The 25986-nt window shown below is 71.3% G+C and carries 22 protein-coding genes and 1 pseudogene; 11 read left to right on the top strand and 12 right to left on the bottom strand.

Going from position 1 to position 25986, the window contains the following annotated elements; all coding sequences use genetic code 11:
• Positions 1-63: 63 nt before the first annotated feature.
• Both ND747_RS03925 and ND747_RS03920 read left to right on the top strand, forming a co-directional pair.
• Entirely contained in the window at positions 64-579 is a 516-nt protein-coding gene (locus ND747_RS03925; protein ID WP_251731874.1) for a DUF664 domain-containing protein, read from the top strand.
• A gap of 7 nt (positions 580-586) precedes the next feature.
• Entirely contained in the window at positions 587-808 is a 222-nt protein-coding gene (locus ND747_RS03920; RefSeq protein WP_251731873.1) for a hypothetical protein, read from the top strand.
• Positions 809-833: 25 nt separating this feature from the next.
• Here ND747_RS03920 and ND747_RS03915 read toward each other — a convergent pair whose 3' ends face one another.
• Together ND747_RS03915 and ND747_RS03910 are read right to left on the bottom strand one after the other, a co-directional pair.
• Entirely contained in the window at positions 834-1211 is a 378-nt protein-coding gene (locus tag ND747_RS03915) for an SsgA family sporulation/cell division regulator (protein ID WP_251731872.1), read from the bottom strand.
• 249 nt (positions 1212-1460) lie between these two features.
• The gene (locus ND747_RS03910) at positions 1461-2354 is read right to left on the bottom strand and encodes a DUF3710 domain-containing protein (protein ID WP_251731871.1); all 894 of its coding nucleotides are present in this window, start codon (positions 2352-2354) and stop codon (positions 1461-1463) included.
• Between the two features lie 157 nt (positions 2355-2511).
• Between ND747_RS03910 and ND747_RS03905 the strand changes: the two genes are divergently transcribed.
• From ND747_RS03905 to ND747_RS03895, 3 genes are all read left to right on the top strand, one after another.
• Positions 2512-3465: a mechanosensitive ion channel family protein gene (locus ND747_RS03905; protein WP_251731870.1), complete on the top strand. Its 954-nt coding sequence runs from the start codon at positions 2512-2514 to the stop codon at positions 3463-3465.
• 9 nt (positions 3466-3474) lie between these two features.
• Positions 3475-3918, top strand: a complete 444-nt coding sequence (locus tag ND747_RS03900) for a hypothetical protein (RefSeq protein ID WP_251731895.1) — start codon at positions 3475-3477, stop codon at positions 3916-3918.
• A 257-nt stretch (positions 3919-4175) separates the two neighbouring features.
• Positions 4176-4808 (top strand): lipopolysaccharide assembly protein LapA domain-containing protein, encoded by a 633-nt coding sequence (locus ND747_RS03895; RefSeq protein WP_251731868.1) that lies wholly within the window; start codon positions 4176-4178, stop codon positions 4806-4808.
• 54 nt (positions 4809-4862) lie between these two features.
• On the opposite strand, the gene ND747_RS03890 is transcribed toward ND747_RS03895, so the two are convergent.
• From ND747_RS03890 to arc, 5 genes are all read right to left on the bottom strand, one after another.
• A complete protein-coding gene (locus ND747_RS03890; protein ID WP_374216136.1) occupies positions 4863-5336 on the bottom strand; it encodes a universal stress protein in 474 nt (157 codons plus the stop codon).
• A gap of 124 nt (positions 5337-5460) precedes the next feature.
• The gene (locus ND747_RS03885; protein ID WP_251731863.1) at positions 5461-6714 is read right to left on the bottom strand and encodes a WD40 repeat domain-containing protein; all 1254 of its coding nucleotides are present in this window, start codon (positions 6712-6714) and stop codon (positions 5461-5463) included.
• Positions 6715-6976: 262 nt separating this feature from the next.
• Positions 6977-7195, bottom strand: coding sequence for a ubiquitin-like protein Pup (locus tag ND747_RS03880; RefSeq protein WP_251731862.1), 219 nt, complete (start codon positions 7193-7195; stop codon positions 6977-6979).
• Positions 7196-7335: 140 nt separating this feature from the next.
• On the bottom strand, positions 7336-8853 hold the full coding sequence (gene dop / locus ND747_RS03875) for a depupylase/deamidase Dop (RefSeq protein WP_374216135.1): 1518 nt from the start codon (positions 8851-8853) through the stop codon (positions 7336-7338).
• 562 nt (positions 8854-9415) lie between these two features.
• Positions 9416-11221 (bottom strand): proteasome ATPase, encoded by a 1806-nt coding sequence (gene arc, locus ND747_RS03870; RefSeq protein ID WP_251731860.1) that lies wholly within the window; start codon positions 11219-11221, stop codon positions 9416-9418.
• A gap of 119 nt (positions 11222-11340) precedes the next feature.
• Between arc and ND747_RS03865 the strand changes: the two genes are divergently transcribed.
• Positions 11341-11670, top strand: a complete 330-nt coding sequence (locus ND747_RS03865) for a ferredoxin (protein WP_251731858.1) — start codon at positions 11341-11343, stop codon at positions 11668-11670.
• Positions 11671-11894: 224 nt separating this feature from the next.
• Here ND747_RS03865 and ND747_RS03860 read toward each other — a convergent pair whose 3' ends face one another.
• A complete protein-coding gene (locus tag ND747_RS03860) occupies positions 11895-12905 on the bottom strand; it encodes a tRNA (adenine-N1)-methyltransferase (RefSeq protein WP_251731856.1) in 1011 nt (336 codons plus the stop codon).
• Complete coding sequence (locus tag ND747_RS03855) at positions 12902-14116, bottom strand: site-2 protease family protein (protein ID WP_251731852.1); 1215 nt, start codon at positions 14114-14116, stop codon at positions 12902-12904. Before ND747_RS03855 ends, ND747_RS03860 begins: the two co-directional genes overlap by 4 nt.
• A 125-nt stretch (positions 14117-14241) precedes the next feature.
• Here ND747_RS03855 and ND747_RS03850 point away from each other — a divergent pair, with 125 nt between their 5' ends.
• The 4 genes from ND747_RS03850 to ND747_RS03835 all read left to right on the top strand — a co-directional run bounded on the left by ND747_RS03850 (position 14242) and on the right by ND747_RS03835 (position 21870).
• Entirely contained in the window at positions 14242-15126 is an 885-nt protein-coding gene (locus ND747_RS03850; protein WP_251731851.1) for a PD-(D/E)XK nuclease family protein, read from the top strand.
• A gap of 361 nt (positions 15127-15487) precedes the next feature.
• Complete coding sequence (locus ND747_RS29160) at positions 15488-17557, top strand: ATP-binding cassette domain-containing protein (protein WP_285899941.1); 2070 nt, start codon at positions 15488-15490, stop codon at positions 17555-17557.
• A 4-nt stretch (positions 17558-17561) separates the two neighbouring features.
• A complete protein-coding gene (locus ND747_RS03840) occupies positions 17562-20093 on the top strand; it encodes an ABC transporter permease (RefSeq protein ID WP_251731850.1) in 2532 nt (843 codons plus the stop codon).
• Between the two features lie 553 nt (positions 20094-20646).
• On the top strand, positions 20647-21870 hold the full coding sequence (locus ND747_RS03835; protein ID WP_251731849.1) for an endonuclease domain-containing protein: 1224 nt from the start codon (positions 20647-20649) through the stop codon (positions 21868-21870).
• Positions 21871-21946: 76 nt separating this feature from the next.
• On the opposite strand, the gene ND747_RS03830 is transcribed toward ND747_RS03835, so the two are convergent.
• Entirely contained in the window at positions 21947-22738 is a 792-nt protein-coding gene (locus ND747_RS03830) for an HAD family phosphatase (protein ID WP_251731848.1), read from the bottom strand.
• Positions 22739-23255: 517 nt separating this feature from the next.
• Here ND747_RS03830 and ND747_RS03825 point away from each other — a divergent pair.
• Positions 23256-24098 (top strand): PAC2 family protein, encoded by an 843-nt coding sequence (locus tag ND747_RS03825; protein WP_251731846.1) that lies wholly within the window; start codon positions 23256-23258, stop codon positions 24096-24098.
• Between the two features lie 17 nt (positions 24099-24115).
• On the opposite strand, the gene ND747_RS03820 is transcribed toward ND747_RS03825, so the two are convergent.
• Together ND747_RS03820 and ND747_RS03815 are read right to left on the bottom strand one after the other, a co-directional pair.
• Positions 24116-25615, bottom strand: a complete 1500-nt coding sequence (locus tag ND747_RS03820) for a DivIVA domain-containing protein (protein WP_251731845.1) — start codon at positions 25613-25615, stop codon at positions 24116-24118.
• Positions 25616-25618: 3 nt separating this feature from the next.
• Positions 25619-25986: pseudogene (locus ND747_RS03815) on the bottom strand (hypothetical protein); the annotation flags it as partial.

The following is a 25986-nucleotide window of genomic DNA, read 5'->3' as shown; positions in this document are numbered from 1 at the left end:
CGACACCTAAGATCGGCACCGGTACCACCGGTACCGTAATGATCACGGGAGGGAGTCCACGTGATGAACGGTTCCGATCTGCTGGCCGACGCGTTCGGGCGGATCCGCGACGAGGTCCGCGATGCCGTCACCGGGCTGAGCGGTCTGACCCTCGGCGTCCGCGTCGACGGCTCAGCCAACTCGATCGCCTGGCTGATCTGGCATCTCACCCGGGTGCAGGACGACCATGTCGCCGAGGTCGCCGGCCTCGACCAGGTCTGGACGGCCCAGGGTTTCGCCGACCGGTTCGCCCTGGGGCTGGACACCTCGTCCATCGGCTACGGGCACACGTCCGCCCAGGTCGATGCGGTTCAGGTCGACGACCCCGACCTGCTCGTCGCCTACCACGAGGCAGTCCACGACCAGACCGTCAGCTATCTGGCCACTCTCGCCGCGGCCGACTTCGACCGGGTCGTCGACCGGCGCTGGGAGCCGCCGGTCACCCTCGGCGTCCGCCTGATCAGTGTGATCGCGGACGACCTGCAGCACGTCGGCCAAGCCGCCCTGCTACGCGGCATCCTCGAGCGGCGGGGAGCCTGAGCCCACCGTGGCCAGCCGCTTCGTCACCCGTGACGGCCGGCCCGTCCACCTGGACGCCTGCGAACCGGCAGCCACCCTGCACCGCACCTACGTCGCTCCCCTGACCATCGAAACCATCATGCACGACGCTGGCATCGACCGCCCCCCGCCGATTCCCCCCTGGCCCCCCACATCCGACCGCACCGACCGCACCGACCGCACCGACCGCACCGACAAAGACGACCGCTGACGTCGAAGCAGTACGGGCGGCGTGATCAGGGATTGGGAGTGCGCCACAGGGTGCGCAGTTCGGCGTCCCAGTCGACGGAGTCGCTTTCGCGTCCGGTGGGCACCTGCGCCTCGATCTCGGAGAGGAAGCGGGCAACCACCGAACGCGGCAGCTCCAGGTCGGCGCGCCCGGAGGGGCTGGACAGGGAGACGGTCACCACCGCGCGTCCGTGCGAGCGGTTCGGACGAATCCGCACGTCACCGGTGCCCGCGCGGGACTGGGTGCCGTCCGCCAGCAGGGAACGAGCGAAGATCCACGTGATCGACTCCCGGCCGGGGCGCAGGATGAGCTCGACCGCGAACGGGTCCGCCGGGTCATAACGGAGGGTACCCGCGACGGCCGCTCGGGCCCCGTCTTCCGTCACGAAATCGGCACAGAGGTCGCGCACCACGACATGCGCGGGCGTCGAGCTGTGACGGAGCATTCGCTGCCTCCCAACACGATCGGAACCGACCCTGTCAGCATCGCTGCCGTAACCGCCTCGTCGCGCTCCCCGGGGGACCCGAGTCCACAGGCGGAACAACCCGCCGACCACGGGCCGGTCGGCCGCACCACGCCGTGGCGGCGGCGTCTGCCGCAGGTCGGACGTCGGGCGAGGAGGCCGGGAGGAGACTCAGGACCAGGTGAACAGATCGCGGTTGAGGTAGGGGCCGCGCTCGGCGACATCCCGCGAGGTGCTCTCCCGGGCCACCCCGACGATCGCGCCGTTCGGCCGAATCCGGCCCAGCCGATCATCAAGCTCGACCGCGTCGTGCAGCACGTCCGCCTGGCCCTCGCGCGCAGGTGCGGCCACGTGGGCATGATCCTTCCCACCAGGTGACTCCGCGGGGACCAGCGCAAGGGCCCCACCGCTGGGAACAGCCCGGCCGCCCCGCAGCACGATCACCCCGCGGAGCACCTCGGCGACGATGCGCTCCCCGTCCGGGGAGGGTTCGAGCGGGACGGCTTCGAGCGGGACGGTCTCGAGCGGGACGGTGAGGACGGCGCGCAGCAACCAGCGCGGCCCGTCGAAACCGAAGACCCGAACGAGGCGGGGCTCACCGGCGGTTCCGGTGATGAGGCGCAGTTCGGGGCCGCAGGGGCCGATCGTCTCCTGGACCGGACCGAACGGGGGTGTGGCCGGTAGGCCGGCGGCGGCAAGGATGGCCCGTGGACAGGTGCGCAGCTGCGCACGCAGGGCGCCCCACAGCGGATGGGATCGAGGTGCGGCGAACGCGGCGAGGACGAGTTCGGCCTGCCCGAGCCCGACCACCGCAACGGCCTCCCGCTCGCCGCGGGCGGTGCGCCGCCCGGAGACGCCGACCGTCGCCCCCGGGGGTGACGGGACGACGAGCGAACCCAGATCGACCCGCGACCACCCGTCGCTCGGGGCATCGGCCAGGTCGTAGGGGCCGACCGCCCCACCGGGACCGGCCTCGCCACCGGGCGGGGCAGCAGGCCCAGCTGGCCGTGCCTGGACTCGGGACCTGCTCGTCCACCGAGATGACGTCCACCGACCTGGCCGCATGCGCGTCCACCTCCTACCGTCCGCACACTCATGGTCGCCGCCGCGGGCGGCATTGTCGACTGCCGCCGGCTTCGGTGACGACGCGCTGGTCGCCGGTTCGCAGTGGGACGGGGCACCTCCGTCGGGTACCCGGGGTGCGGGCAGCGGGTAGGTTCGGGTGAGTGAGCGGAGTTCGATCCCACCTGCCGACGTGAGTGTCGTGGCCGCCGGAGCGGCGCAGGCGTCGGCGACGGTCACCGCGACGGCGCCGCTGAGCGACATCACCCACTGGGCCCGGGGCAGCGGCCTCGAGGTCGTCATGCTGCTGATCGGGGCGATCCTGCTGACCCGGCTGGCCACCTTCGTCGGTGATCGGGTCACCAGCCGGATCGATGTCCGCTCCGGGCAGGACCGGGGAGTGCGCACCGAGGCGGCCAAACATCGCCATGCCGTCGCCCAGGTGATCACGTGGGTGGCCCTCGTGCTCGTCTACTGTCTGACGGCGGTGCTCGTCCTGCAACGCTTCGGCGTGCCGGTGACCGGGTTCGTCGCGCCGGCCACGATCGTGGGTGTGGCGCTGGGCCTGGGCGCGCAGCGGATCGTGCAGGACATGCTCGCCGGGTTCTTCCTGATCGCCGAGCGGCAGTACGGCTTCGGCGATCTGGTCCGGCTGTACGTCTCCGGCGGCCCCGGGGCCGGATCGCTGGGCACCGTCGAGGAGGTGACACTGCGGATCACCCGGCTGCGGACGTCCAGCGGGGAGGTCGTCACCACGCCGAACGGGCAGATCGTCCAGGTGATCAACCTGTCCCGGGACTGGGCCCGCGCCGTGATCGACGTGCCGATTCCCGCGACGGCGGACGTCACGACCGTCAGTGACCTGCTCAACCGGGTCGGCATCGAGGCATATGCCGACGAGGTGCTGCACGACCTGCTGCTCGACGCCCCGTCGGTGATGGGCGTGGAGAGCCTCGACCTCGACGAATACCGCATCCGCGTCGTCGCCCGCACCCAGCCCGGCCGTCAGTTCGAGGTCGGACGCACCCTGCGGGCCCGGATCAGCACCGCGCTCAAACGGGAGGGCATCACCGTCCCCGCGGACCTCGACACGGCCGCTCCCACCGCCTCGTGAGGTTGCCAGGTGACATCGTCCACCGGCGAGCGGGTGATCCGCTTCGCCCAGTCGATCCACATGCGGCGCTCCACCGCCGCACTGATCATCTTCTTCTTCGTCACGGTTGCCGCGTATCTCGTGGTCCGGCCGATACCGACCCACGTGGCGCAGACCAACCGGCTGGTCCGCACCACGACGGTGGACGAGGACGGGACGACGGTCACCACGACCACCGTCCCCCGCTCCACCCCGCGGGCGACCGTTTCCCCCACGCCTGTCGTCACACCCACTCCGGACCCGTCCGCGACGCCGACACCCACCACAACGCCGACCCCGGCCGACCTCACCCCGACCCCGTCCACCGACGGCGGTCTGTTCGGCTCGAACGGCGCGAGCCCCGCCCCCGGGAGCACCGCCGGTACCCTCCCCGGTTCCGGGCAGGTCACCCCCGGCCTGACCACGGCGCCGTAGGCCGTTTTCCGTGGATCAGGGGCTGCTGCGGTCGGGGGTGATGTGTGGTCGCTGGCCACGGCGTCAGCCGGGCTGAGCGACCACGGTGCGGAGGGTGACTCCAAGCCCGGCAGCAACACCACCCCCGCCACCGCCACACCCCGCCACCGACCGGCGAACAGTGAGGGACCACCACGGGCGGACGAGGGCCAGCAAGCGGCGTGGCTGGAATTTCACAAAGCCGGGATACTGTCAAGCCGGCGGGGTATACGCCGGGCATGACGACGCCGCCCCGCGACCTGCCGCCCAAGGGCGGCGCTGCGCGACCGACTCCCAGCCCAGGCCAGACGGCCGGGCCCCCCACGAGCACCCGCCCGCAGCCGGGCTTTCCGCCGACCGGCGCACCGCCCGCTGCCACCGCCTATCCCGGCCTCACCGGTTCGGACCCGGTGCACCCCGGCCCCGCCGGCCCTGGCCCCGGCAACGTCGGCCCTGGCCCCGGCCCCGGCAACGTCGGTCCCGGCCCCGTCGGACCCGGCTCGGCCGGGCCGGGTTCAGGTCCTGGCTATCCTCCGGCCACACGACCGGACCTTCACTCCACCCGGACCAGCCGGGTGTGGACGACTCTGGTGCTGTTCTCGCTGGTCCTGATCATTCTGCTGATCTTTATTCTGCAGAATCTGGACAGTGTGAAGGTGTCCTTCCTCGGCGCAAGCGGTTCGATGCCGCTCGCCGTGGCGATGCTGTTCGCCGCCGTCGCCGGCGCGCTGCTCGTCGCCATCCCCGGCGTCGGCCGCATGATTCAGCTTCGCAAGACCGTCCGCCGCGTCGCCGCCCAGCCACCCGTCGACGGCCCCGCCCCCACCGGTCAGCGCTCCGGCGCCATGACGAAGATCAGGCATCGCCACTGATCGCTCGACCCGTCACTCAACCGCGCCGCTGCCCGGAGACATCGGAGCCATCGGTCAGGGGACGACGAGGACGGGCCATTTTCCGGTGCGGACGAGGCGTCCGGCCAGCGAGCCGACGAGCCGGTGACCGGCGCTTTCGGAGGCACCGACCACGACCATGTCGGCCTGGGCCTCGGTGGCGGTGCGGCGGATGCCGTCCAGTGGGTCGCCGGCACGCACCAGAAGGCGGATGGAAATCTGGAGTTCGGCGTAGCGGTTCACGATGAGGGAGCGCACCTCGGCGACAACCTCGTTCGTGGCCTCCTGCAGGGCGTCGCCAGCGGGCACCGCCGAGATCGCGGCCCACGTCGGCGGGGCGACGACGTACACGACGACGAGACGGGACGCCTGACGGCGAGCGAGTCCCGCGGCGTAGGCCGCCGCGCGCAGCGAGGTCCGGGAACCGTCCACCCCGGCGATGATCGTGCCGGGACCGTCGGTGCCGAGCTCAAAACGTCCCGGCACGTGGGCCGGACCGAAGTCCTCCACCTGAAGTACCGAGGGGCCGATCTCGTCGCTGGCACCGCTTGGGACATCATCCACACATCCGTCGTCACCCACGGGGCCCAGTCTGCAACACCCAGGTCACGACGTCCGATGGGAATGGCAACAACTACGAGCAGGGCGGGTGGTAGGGCATCGAGCCGAACGCGGTGGACCATTCGGCGGCGGTGATGCGGTTGGCGGCGTCCTTGCAGGCGGCGGTGGCAAGGTGGGCGGGGTCGGCGTCCCACAGGCGCAGGGTGCCGTCGTGGGCCGCGGCCAGGACCACGCCGGTGTCCCCCAGGAAGCGAACGGTGGTCACCGATCGGGTGGGGCCGTGCCAGCTGATAAGCGGAGCGGGGTCGGTGGGGTCGGTGATGCCGGCCAGCCGGACGACCTGGGCGTCGCCGCCGGAGGCGATGACGGTGCCGGAGCTTGCGACCGTCGTGACGCCGCCGAGCTGGCCCGGGATCGTGCCCAGCGAGACGGGCTGGTTGGGGTCGGCGACGTTCCACAGCCGAACGGTGGCATCGACGCCCCCGGAGACGAGAGTCGCGCCGTCCGCGGTGTAGGCCAGGGCCTGCACGGCGTGGGCGTGACCACGCAGCACCTGGATGCGCACGGGATTCGCGGCGTCGGTGATGTTCCACAGGCCGATGGTCGCGTCCTCCCCGGCGAGGGCGAGGATGCCGCCCTTCGGCGCGAACGCGATGCCGAACACGCCACCGGTGACAGTGCGGATATGCGAACGGATGGTGGGGTGCGCCGGGTCGGTGATGTCCCACAGGGCCAGCGTCTCGTCGGCACCGCTGGAGGCGAGCGTGTTGTTGTCCGGAGTGAAGGCGACCGCGCGCACCGTGTCAGTGTGCCGGTGGGTGATCGACAGCTGGCGCAGGTCGGTGGGATCGTGCACGTCCCACACCCGGACGGAGCCGTCGGCGCTGCCGGAGGCGAGCAGTCTGCCGTCGCGGTTGAAGGCGAGGGAATCGACCCATCCGGAGGTCCTCGCCAGGTCGAGGCGCTGCAGCCGGGTCCGGTCGGTGACCTTCCACAGGGTGATGACACCGTCAGCGCCACCGACAGCGACGAGGGTGCCGTCCTGGCTGACGGCGACCGAGTGCACGTCGGCCGACCCGGAGTCGAACGTCTCCGGGACGACGTCACCGAACACGGCGATCATCGCCTCACGGGTCCGCGAGGACGTGGGTGCGGCCCGGTAGGCGGCGAGGGCGAGTCGTCGGGCCAGGCCCAGGTCGGTGTCCTGCGTGGTGATCGCCTCCAGGGCGACGGTGGCCGGCAGGTCGGCGACGTTCGAGTCGTTCTTGTCCCGTCCCGCGAGCAGGATGACCCCACCGACGACCAGCACGACGACGATCGCCACCACACCCAGCCACCGCCGTCCCCGCCGGACCCGCCCCGCGTGCGCCCCCGACGAGGTCCCCGCACGGTCCTGCCCCGCACGGTCCTGCTGCCCCGAACCGCTCCGCTCTGGACCACTCTGCCGCCCTGAGCCGCGGCTCGGTGCGGGACTGTCCTGAGCTGGACGACCCACCCGGCCGGCCCCACCCCACCGGCCACCGGCCCGCGCGACCTACGGCGCGGGTCGGTGGCCGACGGGTCAGCCGGTCAGCGCGTGCCGCGGTGGGTCACTCGCCGCCCTTCTGGACGTAGCCCTTCACGAACTCCTCGGCGTTCTCCTCCAGGACGTCGTCGATCTCGTCGAGCAACGAGTCGACATCCTCGGAGAGCTTCTCGTGCCGCTCCTTGAGGTCGGAGGCGGCGGTGTCCTCGGTCGCGACCTCGTCAGCCTCATCCGCGCGCCGGTTGGCATGCTGCTGCCCGCCGTCACTGTCCCTGGTGGCCATGACGCCCTCCTTCGATCGCCTCGCGTGAGACTATCCCGCCCCACCGACACTGTCGGTCGGGTCGGTGAGAGGTCCACTCCATCACGATCCGGCCGTCCCGTGGCCCCGTCCGCCCAGGGCGCAACCCGCGAGCCCGGACATCAGCGGCCGGCGAGGGCGTCCACGAGCTCGGCGGCGGTGGCGCAGCGGTCCAGCAGCTCCCCGACGTGCGCTTTCGTGCCCCGCAGCGGCTCCAGCGTCGGGACGCGCTGCAACGAGTCCCGACCGATGTCGAAGATGACCGAATCCCAGGAGGCGGCGGCCACCTGCTGCGGGTAGCGCGCCAGGCAGCGACCACGGAAGAACGCCCGGGTGTCCTCCGGCGGCTCGGTCATCGCCCGGGTGACCTGGTCCTCGGTGACGATCCGGTCGAAGCGACCCCGCTCGACCAGCCGGTTGTACAGACCGCGGTCCGGCCGCACATCGTGGTACTGCAGGTCGACGAGCTCCAGGCGGGGCGAGTCCCAGGGCAGGCCGTCGCGGGACCGGTAGCCCTGCAGGATCGACAGCTTCGCGACCCAGTCGAGCTCGCGGGCGCAGCTCATCGGGTCGACCTCGAGCCGGCCGAGCACCGACTCCCAGCGAGCCAGCACGTCGGCGGTCTGCGGGTCGACATCGGCCCCGTACCGGTTCTGGACGTACTTGCGGGCCTGCTCGTAGTACTCCATCTGCAACTGCACGGCGGTCATCCGCCGCCCGTCGTTCAGGGTCAGCAGATGGGTCAGGCTCGGGTCATGAGAGATCGCGCGCAGCGTCGCCACCGGCGCATCCACCGACAGGTCGACGCTGAACCAGCCGTCCTCGATCATCGACAGGACCAGCGAGGTCGTCCCCGCCTTCAGATAGGTGGCGACCTCGCTCATGTTCGCGTCGCCGATGATCACGTGCAGCCGACGGTACTTCTCCGGGTCGGCGTGCGGCTCGTCCCGGGTGTTGATGATCGGCCGCTTCAGCGTCGTCTCCAGGCCGACCTCGACCTCGAAGAAGTCCGCCCGCTGGCTGATCTGGAACCCGGACTCCCGCCCGTCCACCCCGATGCCGACCCGCCCCGCCCCGCACACCACCTGCCGGGAGACGAAGAACGGCGTGAGATGGCGCACGATCTCTCCGAACGGCGTGGACCGCGCCATCAGGTAGTTCTCGTGACAGCCGTAGGAGACGCCCTTGTTGTCGGTGTTGTTCTTGTACAGGTGCACCGGACGCGTCCCCGGCACCGTCAGCGCGCGACGGGCCGCCTCGGCCATCACCCGCTCGCCGGCCTTGTCCCACAGCACCGCGTCCCGCGGGTTGGTGACCTCCGGCGCGGAGAACTCCGGATGCGCATGGTCGACGTACAGTCGGGCCCCGTTCGTCAGGATGACGTTGGCCAGGCCCAGGTCGTCCTCGTTGGCCGGCGCGCTCGGGTCCACGACCGGCTCCCGCGGCAGCTCGAAGCCGCGGGCGTCCCGCAGTGGCGACTCCTCCTCGAAGTCCCACCGGGCGCGACTGCCCGTGGACGAGGCCCGGTTGGCGTAGGAGTTCACCACCAACGACGAGGCCAACATCTGATTGGTGTTCGGCTGACCGGGCACCGACACTCCGTACTCGGTCTCGATCCCCATGATCCGGCGCGCGCTCACCCTGCAAGCGTAGGTCCTGCGCGGCCCATCGGTTAGCCGGACGTCGCGCTTGTTTGTTCTGGGCGGTCCACCCCGCTGCCCGCGGCGCCGCCAGGATCAGCTCCGCCACCGTCCGCTCGCATCCGCTCACGCGCCGCCCCGCGTATCCCCCTGCCCTCCCCCGCACTTTCGTGCACGCCGAACACGCCGATCCGACACGTCCGCACGTGCACCAGTCACCCGAAGCGATCGTCGGCCCGGCCCGGCCCGGCCAGGCCCGGCACGCAGCCGCCGTCCGGCGCCGGTGCACGGCCGAGCCGGCCGCCGTCTGCTCCGTAGGGGCAAAACGGACGCGTAGCCCTGTACAGGAGACAGCGCGAGGTCCAGCCGCACAGACATCCGACTGAACAGACATAACGTCGCCGCAGCCGCGGACGGTGAGCTCGGAAACGGCAAGGGCCTGCCCACGGATGGCGACCACCCGGGATGGGCGGTCACGGCCCCGTGGGCAGGCCCCGCGCCGTGCTGATCCCCGAGGCCCCGGCAAGGGACTCGGCGTGGTGACCGGTACTTCCAGGACGTCCTAGAGGTACTGGCCGGTGTTGGCGACCGTGTCGATGGAGCGGCCGGCCTCAGTGCCCTTGGTACCGGTGACGAGCGTGCGGATGTAGACGATCCGCTCACCCTTCTTGCCGGAGATCCGGGCCCAGTCGTCCGGGTTGGTCGTGTTCGGGAGGTCCTCGTTCTCCTTGAACTCGTCCAGACAGGCGGCGAGCAGGTACTGCATGCGCAGGCCCTTCTTGCCGCCTTCGATGTGCTCCTTGACCGACATCTTCTTGGCCCGGGCCACGATGTTCTCGATCATGGCACCGGAGTTGAAGTCCTTGAAGTACAGGACCTCCTTGTCGCCGTTGGCGTAGGTCACCTCGAGGAAGCGGTTCTCCTCCGTCTCGGCGTACATCCGCTCGACGACCCGTTGGATCATCGCCGCGACGGTGGCCTCACGGTTGCCATCGAACTCGGCGAGATCGTCCGGGTACAACGGCAGGCTGGTCACGACGTACTTGGCGAAGATGTCGCGTGCCGCCTCGGCGTCGGGGCGCTCCACCTTGATCTTGACGTCGAGCCGGCCGGGCCGCAGGATCGCCGGGTCGATCATGTCCTCGCGGTTGGACGCGCCGATCACGATGACGTTCTCGAGCTGCTCGACGCCGTCGATCTCGCTGAGCAGCTGCGGAACGATCGTGTTCTCCACGTCCGAGGACACACCCGAGCCACGGGTCCGGAAGATCGAGTCCATCTCATCGAAGAACACGATCACCGGCATCCCCTCGGACGCCTTCTCGCGCGCCCGCTGGAACACCAGCCGGATCTGCCGCTCGGTCTCGCCGACGAACTTGTTGAGCAGCTCCGGGCCCTTGATGTTGAGGAAGAACGCCCGCCCGGAACCCTGGCCGGTCGCCGCTTCGACCTTCTTGGCCAGCGAGTTGGCGACCGCCTTGGCGATCAGCGTCTTGCCACAGCCGGGCGGGCCGTACAACAGCACGCCCTTCGGTGGCCTGAGCTGATGCTCCTTGTAGAGATCCTTGTAGAGGAACGGCAGCTCGACCGAGTCCCGGATCGACTCGATCTGGCTCTTGAGCCCACCGATCTGCTCGTAACCGATGTCCGGGACCTCTTCGAGGACCAGCTCCTCGACCTCGGACTTGGGAATGCGCTCGAAGGCGTACCCGGAGCGGGGTTCGATGAGCAGCGAGTCGCCCGCGCGGATCGGCCCGGACAGCAGCGGCTGGGCCAGCATGACAACGCGCTCCTCGTCGGTGTGACCGAGCACCAGCGCTCGATCACCGCCCTCGAGGACCTCCTTGAGCAGGACGATCTCGCCCTGCCGCTCGAACGAGCGCGCCTCGACCACGTTGAGGGCCTCGTTGAGCATGACCTCCTGGCCAGGCTCGAGAGCTTCGATGACGACACTCGGCGACACTGTCACCCGGAGCTTTCTGCCCTGGGTGAACACGTCGACGGTACCGTCGTCGTAGCCGGAGACGAAGACCCCGTAGCCGCTGGGCGGCTGCGCGAGTCTGTCGACCTCCTCTTTCAGGGTGACGATCTGGTCGCGCGCCTCGCGCAGAGTCGCGACGAGTCTGTCGTTCTGCCCTGAAGCAGACGACAGCTCCGCCTGGACCTCCGCGAGCCGTTCCTCCAGCACCCTGACCTGCCTGGGCGATTCGGACAACCTACGCCGCAGCATGGCCACTTCCTCTTCCAGGAAGGCGACCTGCGTCGTGAGCTCGTGTGATTCCTTCTCGTACGCCGACCGCCGTGATTCGGCATCACCTGGACGACCCGTGCTCCCATCGGAGCCAGAGCCCGAACGGGGACCGGACACTGCGCCTCCACCTCCCCCGTGCTGACCGGGACGCACCCACACTACCGTTGTGACCGCCGCCGGCAGGCCGGTCGGGCAAGGACGACCCGGCTTTGCCGTAAACAGCGGGTTACGGTGCCATGGTGACAGAAGATCGGAGCCCTGTGGCAACTCCAGCGAAGTCGGGCGTTTCGGCAGGCCTGCGCGTGCGGGTCGACCAGAACGCCTGCACCGGTGACGGCCTGTGCGTCCAGCTTGCTCCGAGCGTGTTCGAGTTCGACGTCGACGGCCTGGCATACGTCAAGGACGACACGGGCGAGCTCCAGACGCTCGACGGCGCGCGCGTGCCCGTCCCCCTGCCCGTCGTGGACGCCGTCCTGGGCGCCGCCGACGAGTGCCCCGGGACGTGCATCTACGTCGAACGCGCCGACGGCACCCTGGAGGCCGGCGGCCCCGCCGAGGAGGTCTGACCCCGCCACCCGCCGCACCCCGCGCGTCGCCACACTCAGCAACAGCCCACCGAGCATGATCCGTCCGCACGGGTCGCCATGGGGGCGAATCGCCCATGAACGCCCCCACGGCGACCGCTATGGCGCCAGTCTCCCGCGTGCCACCGAGATCTCCGTCACGCACCGTGGTTCGCGCGGACGGATCACCGGCTACCTGGCCTCGGGTGCCGTGATCGGCGACCCGATCACGGCAGCGGGGCGGGCGGCTCGGCGGGGACGGCCTGCGGACCGGGCCCGGGCGGTTCCGTGGTGGCGGCCACGTCCGCCGGGTCGGGCAGCGAGCCCTTGGCGGGGCGGCGGCGGCGCACCGGCGGGGTGACGCCGTCGGCAAGGCGGCGGGCGGTCACCAGGAAGCCGGTGTGGCCGACCATGCGGTGCCCGGGTCGCACGGCGAGGCCCTCCACGTGCCAGTCGCGCAGCATCGTCTCCCAGGCGGCGGGCTCGGCGAAGGTGCCGTGGCCGCGCAGGGCCTCCACGGTGCGCGAGAGCTGCGTGGTGGTCGCCACGTAGGCGCAGACCACGCCGCCGGGCACCAGGGCGGCGCTGGCGGCGTCCACGACGTCCCAGGGCGCGAGCATGTCGAGCACGACCCGGTCGATGTCGCGCTCGGACGTCTCGGCCAGGTCACCGACGCGGATGGTGTGCGCCGGGTGGGGGCCGCCGAAGAACGTCTCGATGTTGCGCCGGGCGATGTCGGCGAAGTCGGCCCGCCGTTCGTAGGACACCAGCCGTCCGTCGTCGCCGATGGCGCGCAGCAGGGAACAGGACAGCGCCCCCGAGCCGACGCCGGCCTCCAGCACCCGCGCGCCCGGGAAGACGTCCGCGTAGGTGACGATCTGACCGGCGTCCTTGGGGTAGACGACGGTGGCCCCCCGGGGCATGGACAGCACGAAGTCGACGAGCAGCGGCCGCAACGCCAGGTAGTCGGTACCACCGGTGCTGGTGACGACGATGCCCTCGGGCCGGCCGAGCAGCGCGTCGTGCTCGACGGCGCCCCGATGGGTGTGGAACTGCTTGCCGGGCTCGAGCACGACCGTGTGCTTGCGTCCCTTGGGGTCGGTGAGCTGGACCCGGTCGCCCTTGGTGAATGGCCCACGCCGATGCGATGCCCCCGTCGGCCCCGGCCGCAGCGTCGAGTCGTCCTCGTCCACCGTGGACGGCAGTGGGTCGGTCGGTTCGGGCGCGGAGACGCTCATCGGTGGGCCACCATGCGGGCGGCGGCGGACGGGTCGAGCCGGGCGACGAGATCGACCATGGCGAGCACGCCGACCGGCCGGCCGGCCTGGGTGACGAGGTACTCCGAGGCCGGGACCCGCTGGACGGCGGCGAGCAGGTGTTCGCCTTCCAGATCGGCATCGAGCACCATGCCGGGCCCGATCTCCCGGCTCACCTCGTCCACGCTCATCCACGGCCTCCGATGCTCGGGCAGCGCATCGACCGCCGAGCCGTTCATGATTTTCAGGGGGGCGCCGTCGCGGCCGATGACGGCGACCGCGGTGGCGCCGACCTCCTGGGCGCGACGCAGTGCCTCGGCCAGCGGGACCGCGCCCTCGACGGGCAGGGTGCGCCGCACGAGCCGCCCGGCGGACAACCCGGGCAGCCGGCCGCGCAGCTGGGCGGCGCGCAGCGACTGGTAGGCCGCGAACGCCAGGAAGCCCGCCAGAGCATACGTGTAGAACAGGCCGATGCCCCTGCCGCCCAGCATCGATCCCCACACGACCAGCCCCGCGGCGACGACGAACCCGCCGTACGCGCCGGCGCGCAGCCCGCGCAGCTGATCGCCGGTGGCCGCCCACACGGCCGCCATGACGATGCGCCCGCCGTCCAGGGGCAGGCCGGGGGCGAGGTTGAACACGAACAGCGTGAGGTTGACCAGGCCCAGGTCGCGCAGCACGACGCCGAGGTGGGAGTCGCCGGAGACGGCGAGCAGGCCCAGGTAGCAGGCTCCGGCGAGGATCCCGTTGGCCGCCGGGCCACTGAAGGTGATCAGGAACATCCGCCCGGCGCCGCGCGGCTCGGGCTCGTACTCGGTGAATCCGGCGAAGCCGTGCAGCGTCACCGAGCGCACGGTGTGTCCCAGACGCAGGGCGACCAGGGCGTGCCCGAGCTCGTGGGCGAGCAGGGACGCCAGGAAGCCGACCGAGATCGCCGCGGAGAGCACCAGCACCTGGCTGTCGGACGCGGCCGGCAGCCGGTCGTGGATCGAGCCGGACATCAGGTACGCGACCAGCACCGCGAAGACCAGCGCGAACGGTGAGACGAAGATCGGGACGCCGCGGATGCGCCCCAGTGTCATACCGGCCGGGCGCTCACCCCCCGGATGCCCGGGGCGCTGCCCGGGTGGCTGCCCGGCGTCACCCGGGCCGCCGTGGGCATCCGAGCCGACGTGGGAGCGCTGGTCCGTCATGGATCCGATGCTACGGAGTGGATCCGGCCCCGTCTGCCGGGCCTGTGCACGCTCGTGACCAGCGGGGGCGGGAGAAGCGGGAGGCGGCGCGTCAAACTGTCGGTGGCGGGATCTAGGGTCGGGGCGTGACCACGACTACCCCACCATCCGGCTCCCGGCCGCTGATCGGGTCGCTGTCGCCGTCGCGGGCGGCGGATTTCGTCAGCTGTCCGTTGCGGTACCGGTTCCGGGTCGTCGACCGGCTGCCCGAGCCGCCGAGTGCCGCGGCGAGCCGGGGAACGCTCGTGCACACGGTGCTGGAGCGGCTTTTCGATCTCCCGTCGCCGGAGCGCACGCTGTCGGCTGCCCGGGCGCTGGTGGAGCCGGCCTATGTGCAGCTACGGGCCCGGGAGCCGGCGGTCGAGGAGCTGTTCGACGGTGCCGAGGCGCTGGCCACCTGGCTGGATTCGGCGCGCGATCTGCTCGACGGCTACTTCGCGCTGGAGGATCCCACCCGGCTCGCCCCCGCCGCCCGGGAGCTGTACGTCGAGCATGTGCTGGAGTCGGGTCTGCGGCTGCGCGGGTATGTCGACCGGCTTGATGCGGCGACCACGGCGCAGGGCGTGGCGCTGCGCGTGGTCGACTACAAGACGGGCCGCTCCCCGGGCCCGGCGTTCGAGGCGTCGGCGATGTTCCAGATGCGCTTCTACGCGCTGCTGCTGTGGCGGGTGCGCGGGGTGATCCCCCGCGAGCTGCGCCTGTACTACCTGGGTGACCGCACCTGGCTGCGCGCCTCGCCGGACGAGGCCGATCTGCGCTCCACCGAACGGCGGATCACGGCGTTGTGGGCGGCGATCGAGCGGGCCCACCGCACGGGCGACTGGCGGGCCACGCCCAGTCGGCTGTGCTCCTGGTGCGATCACCAGTCGCGGTGTCCGGCGTTCGGTGGCACCCCGCCGCCGCTGCCGTCGCCGCAGGCCGCGGCCGGTCTCGACGACGGCGCCCCGCCGGTCTGCGAGGCCGAGGGGTGATCCGGGCAGGTGTCGCCCACGCGGTGGTGACCGGTCTCGGTCGCACCGCCGGGTATGTGCGGTCAGCCGGTCGTGGCGCGGCGAGCACGCAGGACGCTGGAAGGCAGACCGGACGGCGACGGTACGGTGACCGTCGGAGATGGTGATCGCCGGAGACGTTGATCGCCGCTGGTTCGTTGGAGGTCGGGCGATGACTACCCGGTTGCCCGCCGCACCCGGACGGGCCGGGCCCGCCGGGAAGATCTCGCTGCGGCCATCCGAGGGTCAACGACGTACATAGGACGATGGCATGCTCCCCGGCCGCGGTGGCCGCGGTGAACTCCGTCCCGCACAGGCGGCGACGCGCGAGGAGGACCCTACGATGGCCCGACGCACCGGAGCATCCCCCGGCGGGAGGCGGGACACGGGAACGAGCCATGGCTCCACAGCCGGGCGCCGCCGCGGCGGAGATGAGGGCGCCGCTCCCGCGGACGGCCCCCGTGACGGCGGTGGCTCTCGAGGCGTCAGCGATTCTCGCGGCGGCGGCCCTCGGGGTGGTGGTCCCGCCGGCGGCGGCCAGCAGCGCCCCACCGAGACGGGTGGAACACCGGTCGCGGCGGCCCGCGCCAGCCAGCTGACCAAGGTCTACGGCTCCGGGGACACGATCGTCACCGCGCTGCGGGGCATCGACATCGGCTTCCCGCGTGGCCGGTTCACCGCGATCATGGGTCCGTCCGGGTCGGGTAAGTCCACGCTGATGCACTGCCTGGCCGGGCTGGACACGATCACCCGCGGCCGGGTGTTCATCGGCGATGTCGATCTGTCCCGGCTGTCCGACAAGGAGCTCACCCGGCTGCGGCGGGACCGGATCGGGTTCATCTTCCAGCAGTTCAACCTGCTGCCGACGCTGACCGCGCAGGAGAACATCACCCTGCCGCTGAGCATCGCCGGTCGATCCCCCGACCGGGAGTGGATGCGCACGGTGGTCGATGCGGTGGGGCTCGCCCCGCGGCTGGCGCACCGTCCGACCGAGCTGTCCGGCGGCCAGCAGCAACGGGTCGCCTGTGCCCGGGCCCTCGTCACCAAGCCCGAGATCATCTTCGCCGACGAGCCGACCGGTAACCTCGACTCCCGCTCCGGCGCCGAGGTGCTGGGGTTTCTGCGTGACTCGGTGACCGAGCTCGGCCAGACCATCGTGATGGTCACCCACGATGCGACCGCCGCCTCCTACTCCGACGAGGTGATCTTCCTCGCGGACGGCCGGCTCGTCGACTCGCTGCAGCGGCCCACCGCCGACGAGGTGCTTGACCGGATGAAACACCTCGACGCGGCCCAGCGCGGTCTGATCCCGGGCCCCTCGACGGACGAACACGAATACGCTCCCGCCGACGACGCCTACAGCAACGCCGCCGCCGACTACGGGCCGAACCCGCCCGGACACGTCCCGAATCCGTCCACCGGAGGGGTCCGCAGGGCCGAAAGGCCGGGCCGACGCGCCGTCGTCCGGGACGGCCGTGGCCCCGGCACCCGTCCCACCGAGGCGGGTTACGGCGATCACGGCACCGACGACGGCCGTGCAGATCGCGGCACCGACGGTGGCTACGGCGATCGTGGTGGCGCCCGGGAGGCGGACGGGTATGACCGCCGTCCAGGCGACGGGTACGGCCGTGCCGCCGAGTCCTACGGCGCCGAGCCCGCCGGCTACCGCGGGGCGCCTGCGGGCTCGTGGCCCGAGCCTGTAGGCCACCCCACCGACCCGCAGGCCTACGACCCGACCACGGGCGGCTATCCAACGGGCGGGTACGGGACCCCGGGCACGGGCGGGTACGGCGATCCGTCCACCGGCGGATACGGCGCCTCGCCCGGCGGCGGGTACGGCGCTTCACCCGGCGGCGGGTACGGCGGCCCGCCCAGCGGCAGCTACGACAACCCGCCCACGGGCGGGTATAGCACCCCGCCCACGGGCGGGTACCCGTCGGCGTGGGATGCCGGCTTCGGTGCGGCTCCCGAGAGTTACCGGCCTGGCCCGGACGGCTACATCGAAGGTGACAACACGGGCGGCTACCTCCCTTACCCGGACCAGCGGCACGCCGAGCGAAGCCCGCGGTCCGCCGGACCGGACCCCAGGTACACCGAGCCGGGGCAGCGATACGGCGATCCGGAGCCGCGATACCCCGAGCCGGGTCAACGGTTCGCCGCGCCGGACGCGCGGTACACCGCGGGTGGCCCACCGGGGAACTACTCGCCCGATGACCACGCCCGCGGATACGTCTCCGAACGCGGCGCGGACGACCCGGGCGGTGTGGTCGATCGACGGGGCGCGGACGATCGACGGAGCGCGGACAGCCAGGGCGGCGTGGACGGGCCGCCCGGTGAGGTCGGCGAGCTCTACCGGGATACGGGACAGCGTCGACGTCGTTCCGGCGGATCGCAGACCGCCGGGTGGGCCTGAGTCGATGCTGCGCGCCACCTTCAAGAGCCTGCTGGCCCGCAAGACGCGGCTGGCACTGTCCCTGCTGGCGGTCGTCGCCGGGGTGAGTTTCGTCACCGGCACACTGGTTCTCACCGACACGCTGAACAAGACCTTCGACAGCCTGTTCTCCAGTATCGACAAGAACGTCAGCGTTTCCGTCCGGGCCGTCAACCAGATTGACGCGGCCAGTGACGCCGGGCGCCCGCCGCTGCCCGCCTCGATCGTGCCGACCCTGGCCAAAGTGGACGGAGTGCGGGCCGCGGTCGGCGCCATCCAGGGCCAGGCCGTACTGATCGATCCGCGCACCGGCAAGCCTGCCGGCAACAACGGGCCGCCGGGGATCGGCTCGAACTGGACCGGCGGCGAGCCGACGTCCGCGCAGGCGATCGTGCGGGGACGCGCGCCGAGGACCGGCGAGATCGTGGTGGATCGGGCCACCGTCCGCTCGATGCACCTGGCGCTCGGCGCGCGGATCCAGGTGCAGACCAAGGGCGCCCCCGCGACGTACACCCTGGTCGGCACCTTCTCGATCGGCGGCCAGGACAGCCTCGGTGGCGCGTCGGTGACCGCGTTCGACACCGCCACCGCGCAGCGGGTGCTGCTCGCACCGAACCAGTTCAGCTCCGTGTATCTCGCCGCGGCACCCGGGATCGGCCAGGAGACGCTGCGGGCGCGGGTCGCCGCGACGCTGCCCACGGGTGTCCAGGCCATCACCGGCAAGCAGCTCGCCGACGAGAACGCCAGCGCCATCCAGCAGGCGATCGGCGGCTTCTCCACGTTCCTGCTGGTCTTCGCCGCGATCTCGGTGTTCGTCGGGGCGTTCATCATCTTCAACACCTTCACGATGCTCGTCGCCCAGCGGGTGCGGGAGCTGGCGTTGCTGCGGGCCATCGGGGCGAGCCGGCGTCAGGTCCAGGTGTCCCTGCAGATGGAGGCGGCTCTGGTCGGCGCGGCCGGGGCGACGGTTGGTCTCGCCTGCGGCGCGGGGCTCGCGGTACTGCTGCGGGCTGCCGTCGGCGCCTTCGGGGTGGAGCTGCCCAGCGGGTCGCTGGTCTTCGAGCCCCGCACGATCATCATCGCCTACGCCGTCGGCATTGTGATCACTTCGGTGGCGGCGTTCGTGCCGGCGCGCAAGGCCGCGTCGGTTCCGCCGGTCGCGGCGATGCGGGAGACCTACGTGCTGCCCGCCCGTTCCCTGCGGCTGCGGGCGATCGCGGGCATGGTGCTGGCCGGGCTCGGCGTGCTGCTGCTCGCGGTGGGTACCGCCTCGTCGGGCAAGTCGGCGGCCGGGGCCGTCGGCGCCGGTGCGGCAGCGATCTTCCTCGGCGTGGCGACCCTGTCGCCGCTGCTGTCCGTCCCGGTGATCCGGGTCCTGGGCCGTCCGTTCGTTGCCGTGTTCGGCACCACCGGGCACCTCGGCCAGCAGAACGCGATGCGCAATCCGCGCCGCACCTCGTCCACCGCCTCCGCCCTCATGATCGGGCTGGCACTCGTCAGCGCGTTCGCGATTCTCGGCCAGTCCATCAAGGAATCTGTGCGCACCACGGTGAACAACAGCCTCGGCGCCGATTACTACCTCACCGCGAAGGGCTTCGGCACCGGCTTCAGCGGCCAGGTCGCCCGCGACCTGGCGAGCCGTCCCGGCGTCGGCGTCGCCACCGGTCTGCGTGGCGGTCTGGCAAAGGTCGACGGGCGCGCCGTCCAGCTGCTCGCCGGCGACCCCACCGGCGTGCTCCAGGTTCTCGCCATCAAGAAGGTGGACGGCAACCTGCAGGGCCTCACCGACCACACCCTGCTCGTGGACGAGCCGACCGCCACCGACCGCCACCTCACCGTCGGCCAGAGCGTGACCGTCACCTATCCCGACGGTGCCGAAAAGCTCACCGTCGCCGGCATCTACAAGAAAAGCCAGGTCGCCGGCTCCTGGATCGTTTCCACTGGCCAGTACGCCCGGCACACCACCCAGGACCTCGACCTGTTCGTCCTGGTCAAACGGGCCGACGGTGCCGACCCGGCCGCGGTGCGTGCCACCATCGACGCAGTCGTCAAGCCCTATGCCACGGTCGAGGTCCGCGACCAGTCCGAGTTCGTCGCCCAGCAGGAGAAACAGGTCGATCAGCTGCTTGGCTTCATCTACGTTCTGCTGGCCCTGGCTGTCATCATCGCCCTGTTCGGCATCGTCAACACCCTCGCCCTGTCCGTGATCGAACGAACCCGGGAAATCGGCCTGCTCCGGGCCGTCGGCATGTCCCGAGCTCAGATGCGGGCCATGGTCGTCATGGAGTCGACCATCATTTCGGTGTTCGGTGCCGTACTCGGAGTCGCCGTCGGCAGCGTCTTCGGCTGGGCACTCACCCAGGCCCTGGCCAGCCAGGGCATCAGCACCTTCGCCTATCCCGCGTTCACCATCGTCATCGTCATCGTCATCGGTGTCCTGCTCGGCATCCTCGCCGCCGTCTTCCCCGCCCGCCGCGCCGCCCGCATGGACGTCCTACGCGCCATCTCCACCGCCTGACCGTCGACCATCCACTTCGCCCTGGCCAGCTACTGTGGGAAACTCGGACTTTTCTTTCTTTTGATCCCACAACTGTGCCAGGCCTACAGCCGAGTCCCCGCCTTCGACCACTTCGCCAAGAGCGCTGTTCCATCCTCCCAGATGTGGAGGGTTATTCAAGGAATGACCCCCGGAAAACCCGAACAACCCTCCACATGTGGATCCCTCTACCCTGAATTCCGTTCCCGGACAGCCACTCCGGCAGCCACATCACACGTCGCGACACACCTCTACACGCGGCAACGGCAACGGCAACGGTGCACAGGGCCAAGGAAACCGGCGTTCCGCCGACATGTGGAGGGTTATTCAAGGAATGACCCCCGGAAAACCCGAACAACCCTCCACATGTGGCCCGCCGCGCTCGGATGGCGACTGGTCGGGACAGGACGCCGGTGGCGCATGGGAACGGGGAAAGGACGGAGGCAACGCCAGCGAGTTTTCCACAGGGGCGGGGTCGTCCACAGATTTCCGAAGAAAGTGGTCGTGCGCCCGTCGGCGGTCCACCGTGGAGCAGGTGAAGTCCGTCGACCTTCCCACCGAGCTGCGACGCCTCTCGCGTCGGCAGGACGGCATGCTCACCTGGCCGCAGGTGCGCGCTGCGGGAATCACTCGCTGGCAGTTCGAACGCATGACGCGAGAGCATGGCTGGGCGACGCCGTGCCGCGGTACGGTGCTGCTTCCCGGCGCCCATCCGGTGCGGGGGCCGGCCCGAGCTGCGTTGGTGGGTAGACCCGACGCGGTGATCTGCGGCCCTACCGCGGCTGACCTGCTGATGTTGCCGGGCCTGCCGCGCTCGCCCTCGCCAGGCTCATCCCGTCAGCTCGGGCCGTCCGGGCCCGGACGGACAGCTGGGCGGCACACCACCGCCTCGGCCAGCGGTCGCGGGGCTGCCGACCAGCCGAGCCAGAAGAGCAATCCGGTGCATGTCCATCCGGTGCATGTGCTGGTGCCGCTCGATGCCCATGGGTCCGGTGACATCAGGGGGCTGGTCCGCCATCGTGGTACCTGGCGGCCGGACGAGTTGGAGAGCGTCCACGGCATTCCGGCGACCGGGGTGATCCGCACTCTCGTCGATCTCGTCAGGACCAGTGACCGGGTGACGGCCGTCGGGTTGCTGGATGCCGCCCTGCGTCACGGGCGGATCGCTGAGCTCGATCCGGTCATCGACGCTGCCGTGGGGCGCAAGGGCATGGCCGAGCGGTATGGCTGGTTCGCGCTGGTTGATGGGCGCGCGGAGTCACCCTTGGAGACGTGGTTGCGGCTTCTGCTCCTGGATGCGGGCCTTGTGCCCGAGGCGTTGCAGTGGCCGGTCTGGAGAAGCGATCCGATGTCGGCGCGGATACCCGAAGGAGTCGGGGCGGGTGGACTCGGGGCGGGCTTTTCGGATGACTGGGCGCAGGCACACAGCTGCGCCGCTCCGGTGAGAAGCGAGGGGCCGTCCCTGGGCGGCGACTGGCATCCACGCGAGCAGCAGAAGGTGCTGGCCCGGATTGATCTGGCGTGGCCGAGCAGGCTGGTGGCGGTGGAGGTGGACGGGGCGGTGGTGCACGAGCAGCCGCAGGCACTGTTCCGGGACCGCACCCGGCAGAACGACCTGATGGCTCTCGGATGGGTGGTGCTGCGGTTCACCTGGGCCGATCTGCTGCACCGGCCGCAGTCGGTGGTCGAGCAGGTTCGACATGCTCTGCGAGCTCCCCGGCGTCTGCCCTGCCCGCCATTCACGTTCCGGACACTGTGACCGCATCGGCAGGACGCAGGAGCGGGATGGACAGGCCGAAGGAGGGCAGCGGTGGAGGAGCCGACCGGCGCGGAGGTCAGGGGTGAGTACGGGAGCGGGTGCGGTGGGCGGCGAGGATGGTCTCGAGGCGGTCGGGATCGAGGGCGTGCAGGCTCGCGACGAGGGCGGCGAGCTGGTCGCGCAGGTGGGCGACCTCCGGCAGGTCGGCGAGGCCCGGGGCGGCCGCCGGGTGGTGGACCGTGGCGGGATCAGCGGCCGGAGTGGGGGGCGAGGTGAGCGGGTCGTCCTGGGGGGGCATGGAGGGGACCATGATGGTGGCGCAGCCGGCGGCGATGCCGGCGGTGGCGCCGGACCGGCTGTCCTCGAGGACGACGCAGGCCAGGGGGTCCACGCCGAGCTGGCGGGCGGCGGTCAGGTAGGGCTCGGGGTCGGGCTTGCGGCGGTGCACCTCGTCGCCCGCGACGGTGACTGTGAACAGGTCGCGGCCGATGACCTCGAGGACGGGGTCCATCAGGTTGCGGAAGGACGAGGAGACCAGAGCGGTGGGCACACCACGGTCGTGCAGGGCGGTGAGCAGTTCCAGGGCGCCGGGCTGGGCGACGATGACACCGGGTTCGCGGAACAGCTCCGCGGAGCGGCGCAGGAGGAACTGGGCGGTGTCCTCGACAACGGACAGTGGCTGGCCGAGCATCGAGACCATGATGGGGACCGCGGTGTCGATGCCATGGCCGATCATGGCCCGCTTCATCGCGGGGGTGAAGATGCCACCCAACCGCGCGGCCGCCTCGTGCTCGGCGACGGTCCAGATCGGCTCGGAGTCAACGAGCAGACCGTCCATGTCGAAGAAGACCGCCGCCAGGCTACCCACGTTCGCTCCTGCCCAAGCTTGCCGGTGAGGTGAACCGTCCAAGCTCGTATGCTGCCGGACCGCGTCGCAGCGCCCCACACCCGGTCAGTGCGGTCTGTCCCACACCGGGTGTCGTGACTCGGACAGCGGTCCGCGGAACTGTTCACGATCCCGCGGCGGCGGGTATCCGTCCGGAGCCGATACGGTGCTGCCAGCGGAACGATCCGGGACGTGAGCCCGGTAGGTCCGGCACCGTCCGGCATTGCTGGAGCACGGCGCTCCAGGTCGGTCGCAGAACGTGACACCAAGGCAGTTGTGTGGCGTCAGCTGACCGTCAGCAGACCGAGGAAGGGCGTTCCCACGAGTACACCGGCAGACTGGTACCGCGGTGGGTACCCGTGGGTAGGGGATTCCCACCGATTGCGAAGCGGGCTGACGTCACCGGATGTCGGCTCGGGGCAGGAGACGTCTGCGTGAGGACGTACCGTTGCACTGTCACGGGGGCAGTGGGCCGCCGCTGGGCGGCAGGAGGTGGTAGGTGATCGAGTTCTCCGGCGTCGGCCAGCTGCGGTCGCCGGTAGTGGTAGCCGCCTTCGAGGGATGGAACGACGCTGCCGACGCGTCGTCCGCGGCCGTCGAGCATCTGGAGACGGCGTTCAAGGCTCGGGTGATCGGCGCGATCGACCCGGACGACTACTACGATTTCCAGGTCAACCGGCCGACGGTGAGTGGCACTGACGGGGCGTCCAGGAAAATCACCTGGCCGACGACCCGGCTGTCGGTGGCCCGGCCGCCCAAGTCCGAGACGGACCTGGTGCTCATCCGTGGCCTCGAGCCGAACATGCGCTGGCGCGGTTTCACCGATGAGCTCATCGAGGCGGTGCACGCGCTCGGCAGTGACATGGTGATCTCGCTGGGGGCACTGCTGGCTGACTCGCCGCACACCCGCCCGGTGCCGATCAGCGGCACCGCCGGGGATGCGGCCACCGCCGCGCGGCTCGGGCTGGAACCGTCCCGGTACGAGGGGCCGACGGGCATCGTCGGGGTGTTCGGGGAGGCCTGCGCACGCGCCGAGCTCGCATCGGTGTCGTTCTGGGCGGCGGTGCCGCACTACGTGGCCAACCCGCCCTGCCCGAAGGCGACGCTCGCGTTGCTGCGCCGGGTGGAGGATCTGCTCGATATCGAGATTCCGCTCGGGGACCTGCCCGATCGGGCGAAGGCGTGGGAGCGTCAGGTCGATGAGCTCGCCGCCGGTGACACGGAGGTCGCCGAGTACGTCCGGTCGTTGGAGTCGCGCGAGCCGGAGACGGCGCTGCCGGAGGCCAGCGGCGACGCGATCGCCCGCGAGTTCGAGCGGTACCTGCGCCGCCGCGGCCAGTAGGTCGCCGGGCGCCGGCGTTACTCCTCTACGATCTCCGCGTCGACGATCTCCTCGTCGGCGCCGCGGCGGTAGCGGACGCTGGTCGTAGCTGTGCTGCCCGGACGCGCCGCCGTCCCGGTGACCGGGTCAGCCATGCCAGCGTCGGCGTGGCCGGATTCGGCGTGGCCGGCGCCGGTCGGCAGGGGGCCGGGGCTGGTGGCGCTGGCGTCGGTGGGACCTGCGTCGGTGGGGTCGGTGAGACGGTGGCGTCCCGGTGGACGGCGGCCGAAGCCGGCAGTGGCCCAGGCGGACTGGCCGGTCGCCGCGGTCGTCTCGTGGGTCCGGGGGACGAACGGTCGGGCCGACCCCGCGGTGAACCGGCCCCCGGCGGTGCCATAGGAGTAGCCGTCGCCGGCTGTCGCCGTTGTGGTCGTCGCTCTCCCGGTCGCTGCCGTTGCGGCGGCGGCGGCCCAGCCGCCGGCCGCGGGGCCGCTGCCGAACGGGCGACCGTTCGGGTCAGCCGTGGCCGTACCGCCCGGACCGAAGGTCACATCGGAGTAGCTGCTCGGCTCGTCCGCCGGGCCTGCCTCCGATGGGGACGAGACGGGCCACGACCCCGACGCACCGGCTGCCGCCTGGCCAGCTGCTGACGGACCTGCCGTGGACGAGCCGGAGTCGGCCGGTGCCGGGTCGGCCGCGGCAGACGGGACGGACACGTCGCCGGCGGAGCCGGAGTCCGAGAACCCGCCCGTGGACGGGCCGGAGGCCGAGGAACCGGAGGCCGACGAGCCTGCGAAGCCGCCATCGGGGCTGGCCCCGCCGGAGGGTGACGTCCCGGAGGGTGACGTCCCGGGCGGGGAAGTGCCAGGCGGGGAAGCGCCGGGCGGTGAGGTGGAGCCGGCACGGGCAAGATCGGTGACTGCCCGGTCGACCTCGTCCGAGCCGAGCACGGCGCGCAGCCGTAGGACCGCTCCGACGATCTCGCCCTGCTGGTGGCGCAGCAGCTCGAGGGTGGTGGTGGCGCGGGCGATCTGTTCCTGCAGTTCGAGGTGGCGGGTGTGAGCGATCCGCCGGCTTTCCTCGACCGCGTCGAGCAGCAGTTTCTCGGCCTGTTCGCGGGCCTCGCGGACGATCGGGTGGTTGGCTCCGGCATCCTCGATGACCTCTTCGAGGGCGGACTCGGCGATCCGGCGGGCGCCGTCGATGATCTCTTCGGCCTCCTGCTGGGCGATCGCGAGCATCTGACCGATCCGGCTGCCGGCCGACGGTCCCTCCGCTTCGACTCCACCGGAAGCTCCGGCACCGGCGCTCGCGGCCCCGTGGGGACCGCCAGCCGTTCCCCCGGCGGCGCCGCGTTCCTGTTCGTGCCGCAGGGCGGCTTCGGCGGCGGCGGCGCGGGAGGTCACGGAACTTGCGTACCGCCACAGGGTGAGCAGGTAGTCGTCCACCTGGCGCTGGTCGTAGCCGTGGGCGACCTCGTCGAAGGCGGGCCGCTCATCGGCGGATCCGGGACCGGTCCTGCGGTGGTGCGACCCCATCCCTCAGCTCCCTGTAGGTCGGACGGGTTCAAGGTCTACACCGAGCAGTGTGTCAACCAGTCGGGAGACCAGCGCGGGCGCCTCCCTCCCAACGCCCGCCACGTCACCAGAAGGCCAAGAGAACGAGACCTCACCTGCATCGGCACCACCAGATGGGCGCATTTCGGTAACAGGTTCGAAACCAACAGCAACGCCGTCGACCGCGGCGGCCCCGGCCAGGGCGGCGTCCGCCCAGGCATCGACGGCGTTCAGAGCGCCGGGGGCGTCCAGGTCGTCGGCAAGGCGTTCCCGGACGGCGTCGAGCACCCCGGTGGCGTCCGGGCCCGCGGGCAGGGCGACCGCGGCCCGCCAGCGCTCGAGCCGGGCCGTGG

The organism is Frankia sp. R82, assembly GCF_023716925.1.
In the GTDB taxonomy this organism is placed as follows: domain Bacteria; phylum Actinomycetota; class Actinomycetes; order Frankiales; family Frankiaceae; genus Frankia.
This window is presented reverse-complemented; position numbering and strand designations above follow the sequence as displayed.

Bases quoted from the DNA above. Each gene is read 5' to 3' on its own strand.
- ND747_RS03925 (WP_251731874.1), top strand. From the start codon at position 64: ATGAACGGTTCCGATCTGCTGGCCGACGCGTTCGGGCGGATCCGCGAC.
- ND747_RS03910 (WP_251731871.1), bottom strand. From the start codon at position 2,354: ATGCGGCCAGGTCGGTGGACGTCATCTCGGTGGACGAGCAGGTCCCGA.
- ND747_RS03895 (WP_251731868.1), top strand. From the start codon at position 4,176: ATGACGACGCCGCCCCGCGACCTGCCGCCCAAGGGCGGCGCTGCGCGA.
- ND747_RS03880 (WP_251731862.1), bottom strand. From the start codon at position 7,195: ATGGCCACCAGGGACAGTGACGGCGGGCAGCAGCATGCCAACCGGCGC.
- ND747_RS03865 (WP_251731858.1), top strand. From the start codon at position 11,341: ATGGTGACAGAAGATCGGAGCCCTGTGGCAACTCCAGCGAAGTCGGGC.
- ND747_RS03860 (WP_251731856.1), bottom strand. From the start codon at position 12,905: ATGAGCGTCTCCGCGCCCGAACCGACCGACCCACTGCCGTCCACGGTG.
- ND747_RS03855 (WP_251731852.1), bottom strand. From the start codon at position 14,116: ATGACGGACCAGCGCTCCCACGTCGGCTCGGATGCCCACGGCGGCCCG.
- ND747_RS29160 (WP_285899941.1), top strand. From the start codon at position 15,488: ATGGCCCGACGCACCGGAGCATCCCCCGGCGGGAGGCGGGACACGGGA.
- ND747_RS03840 (WP_251731850.1), top strand. From the start codon at position 17,562: ATGCTGCGCGCCACCTTCAAGAGCCTGCTGGCCCGCAAGACGCGGCTG.
- ND747_RS03820 (WP_251731845.1), bottom strand. From the start codon at position 25,615: ATGGGGTCGCACCACCGCAGGACCGGTCCCGGATCCGCCGATGAGCGG.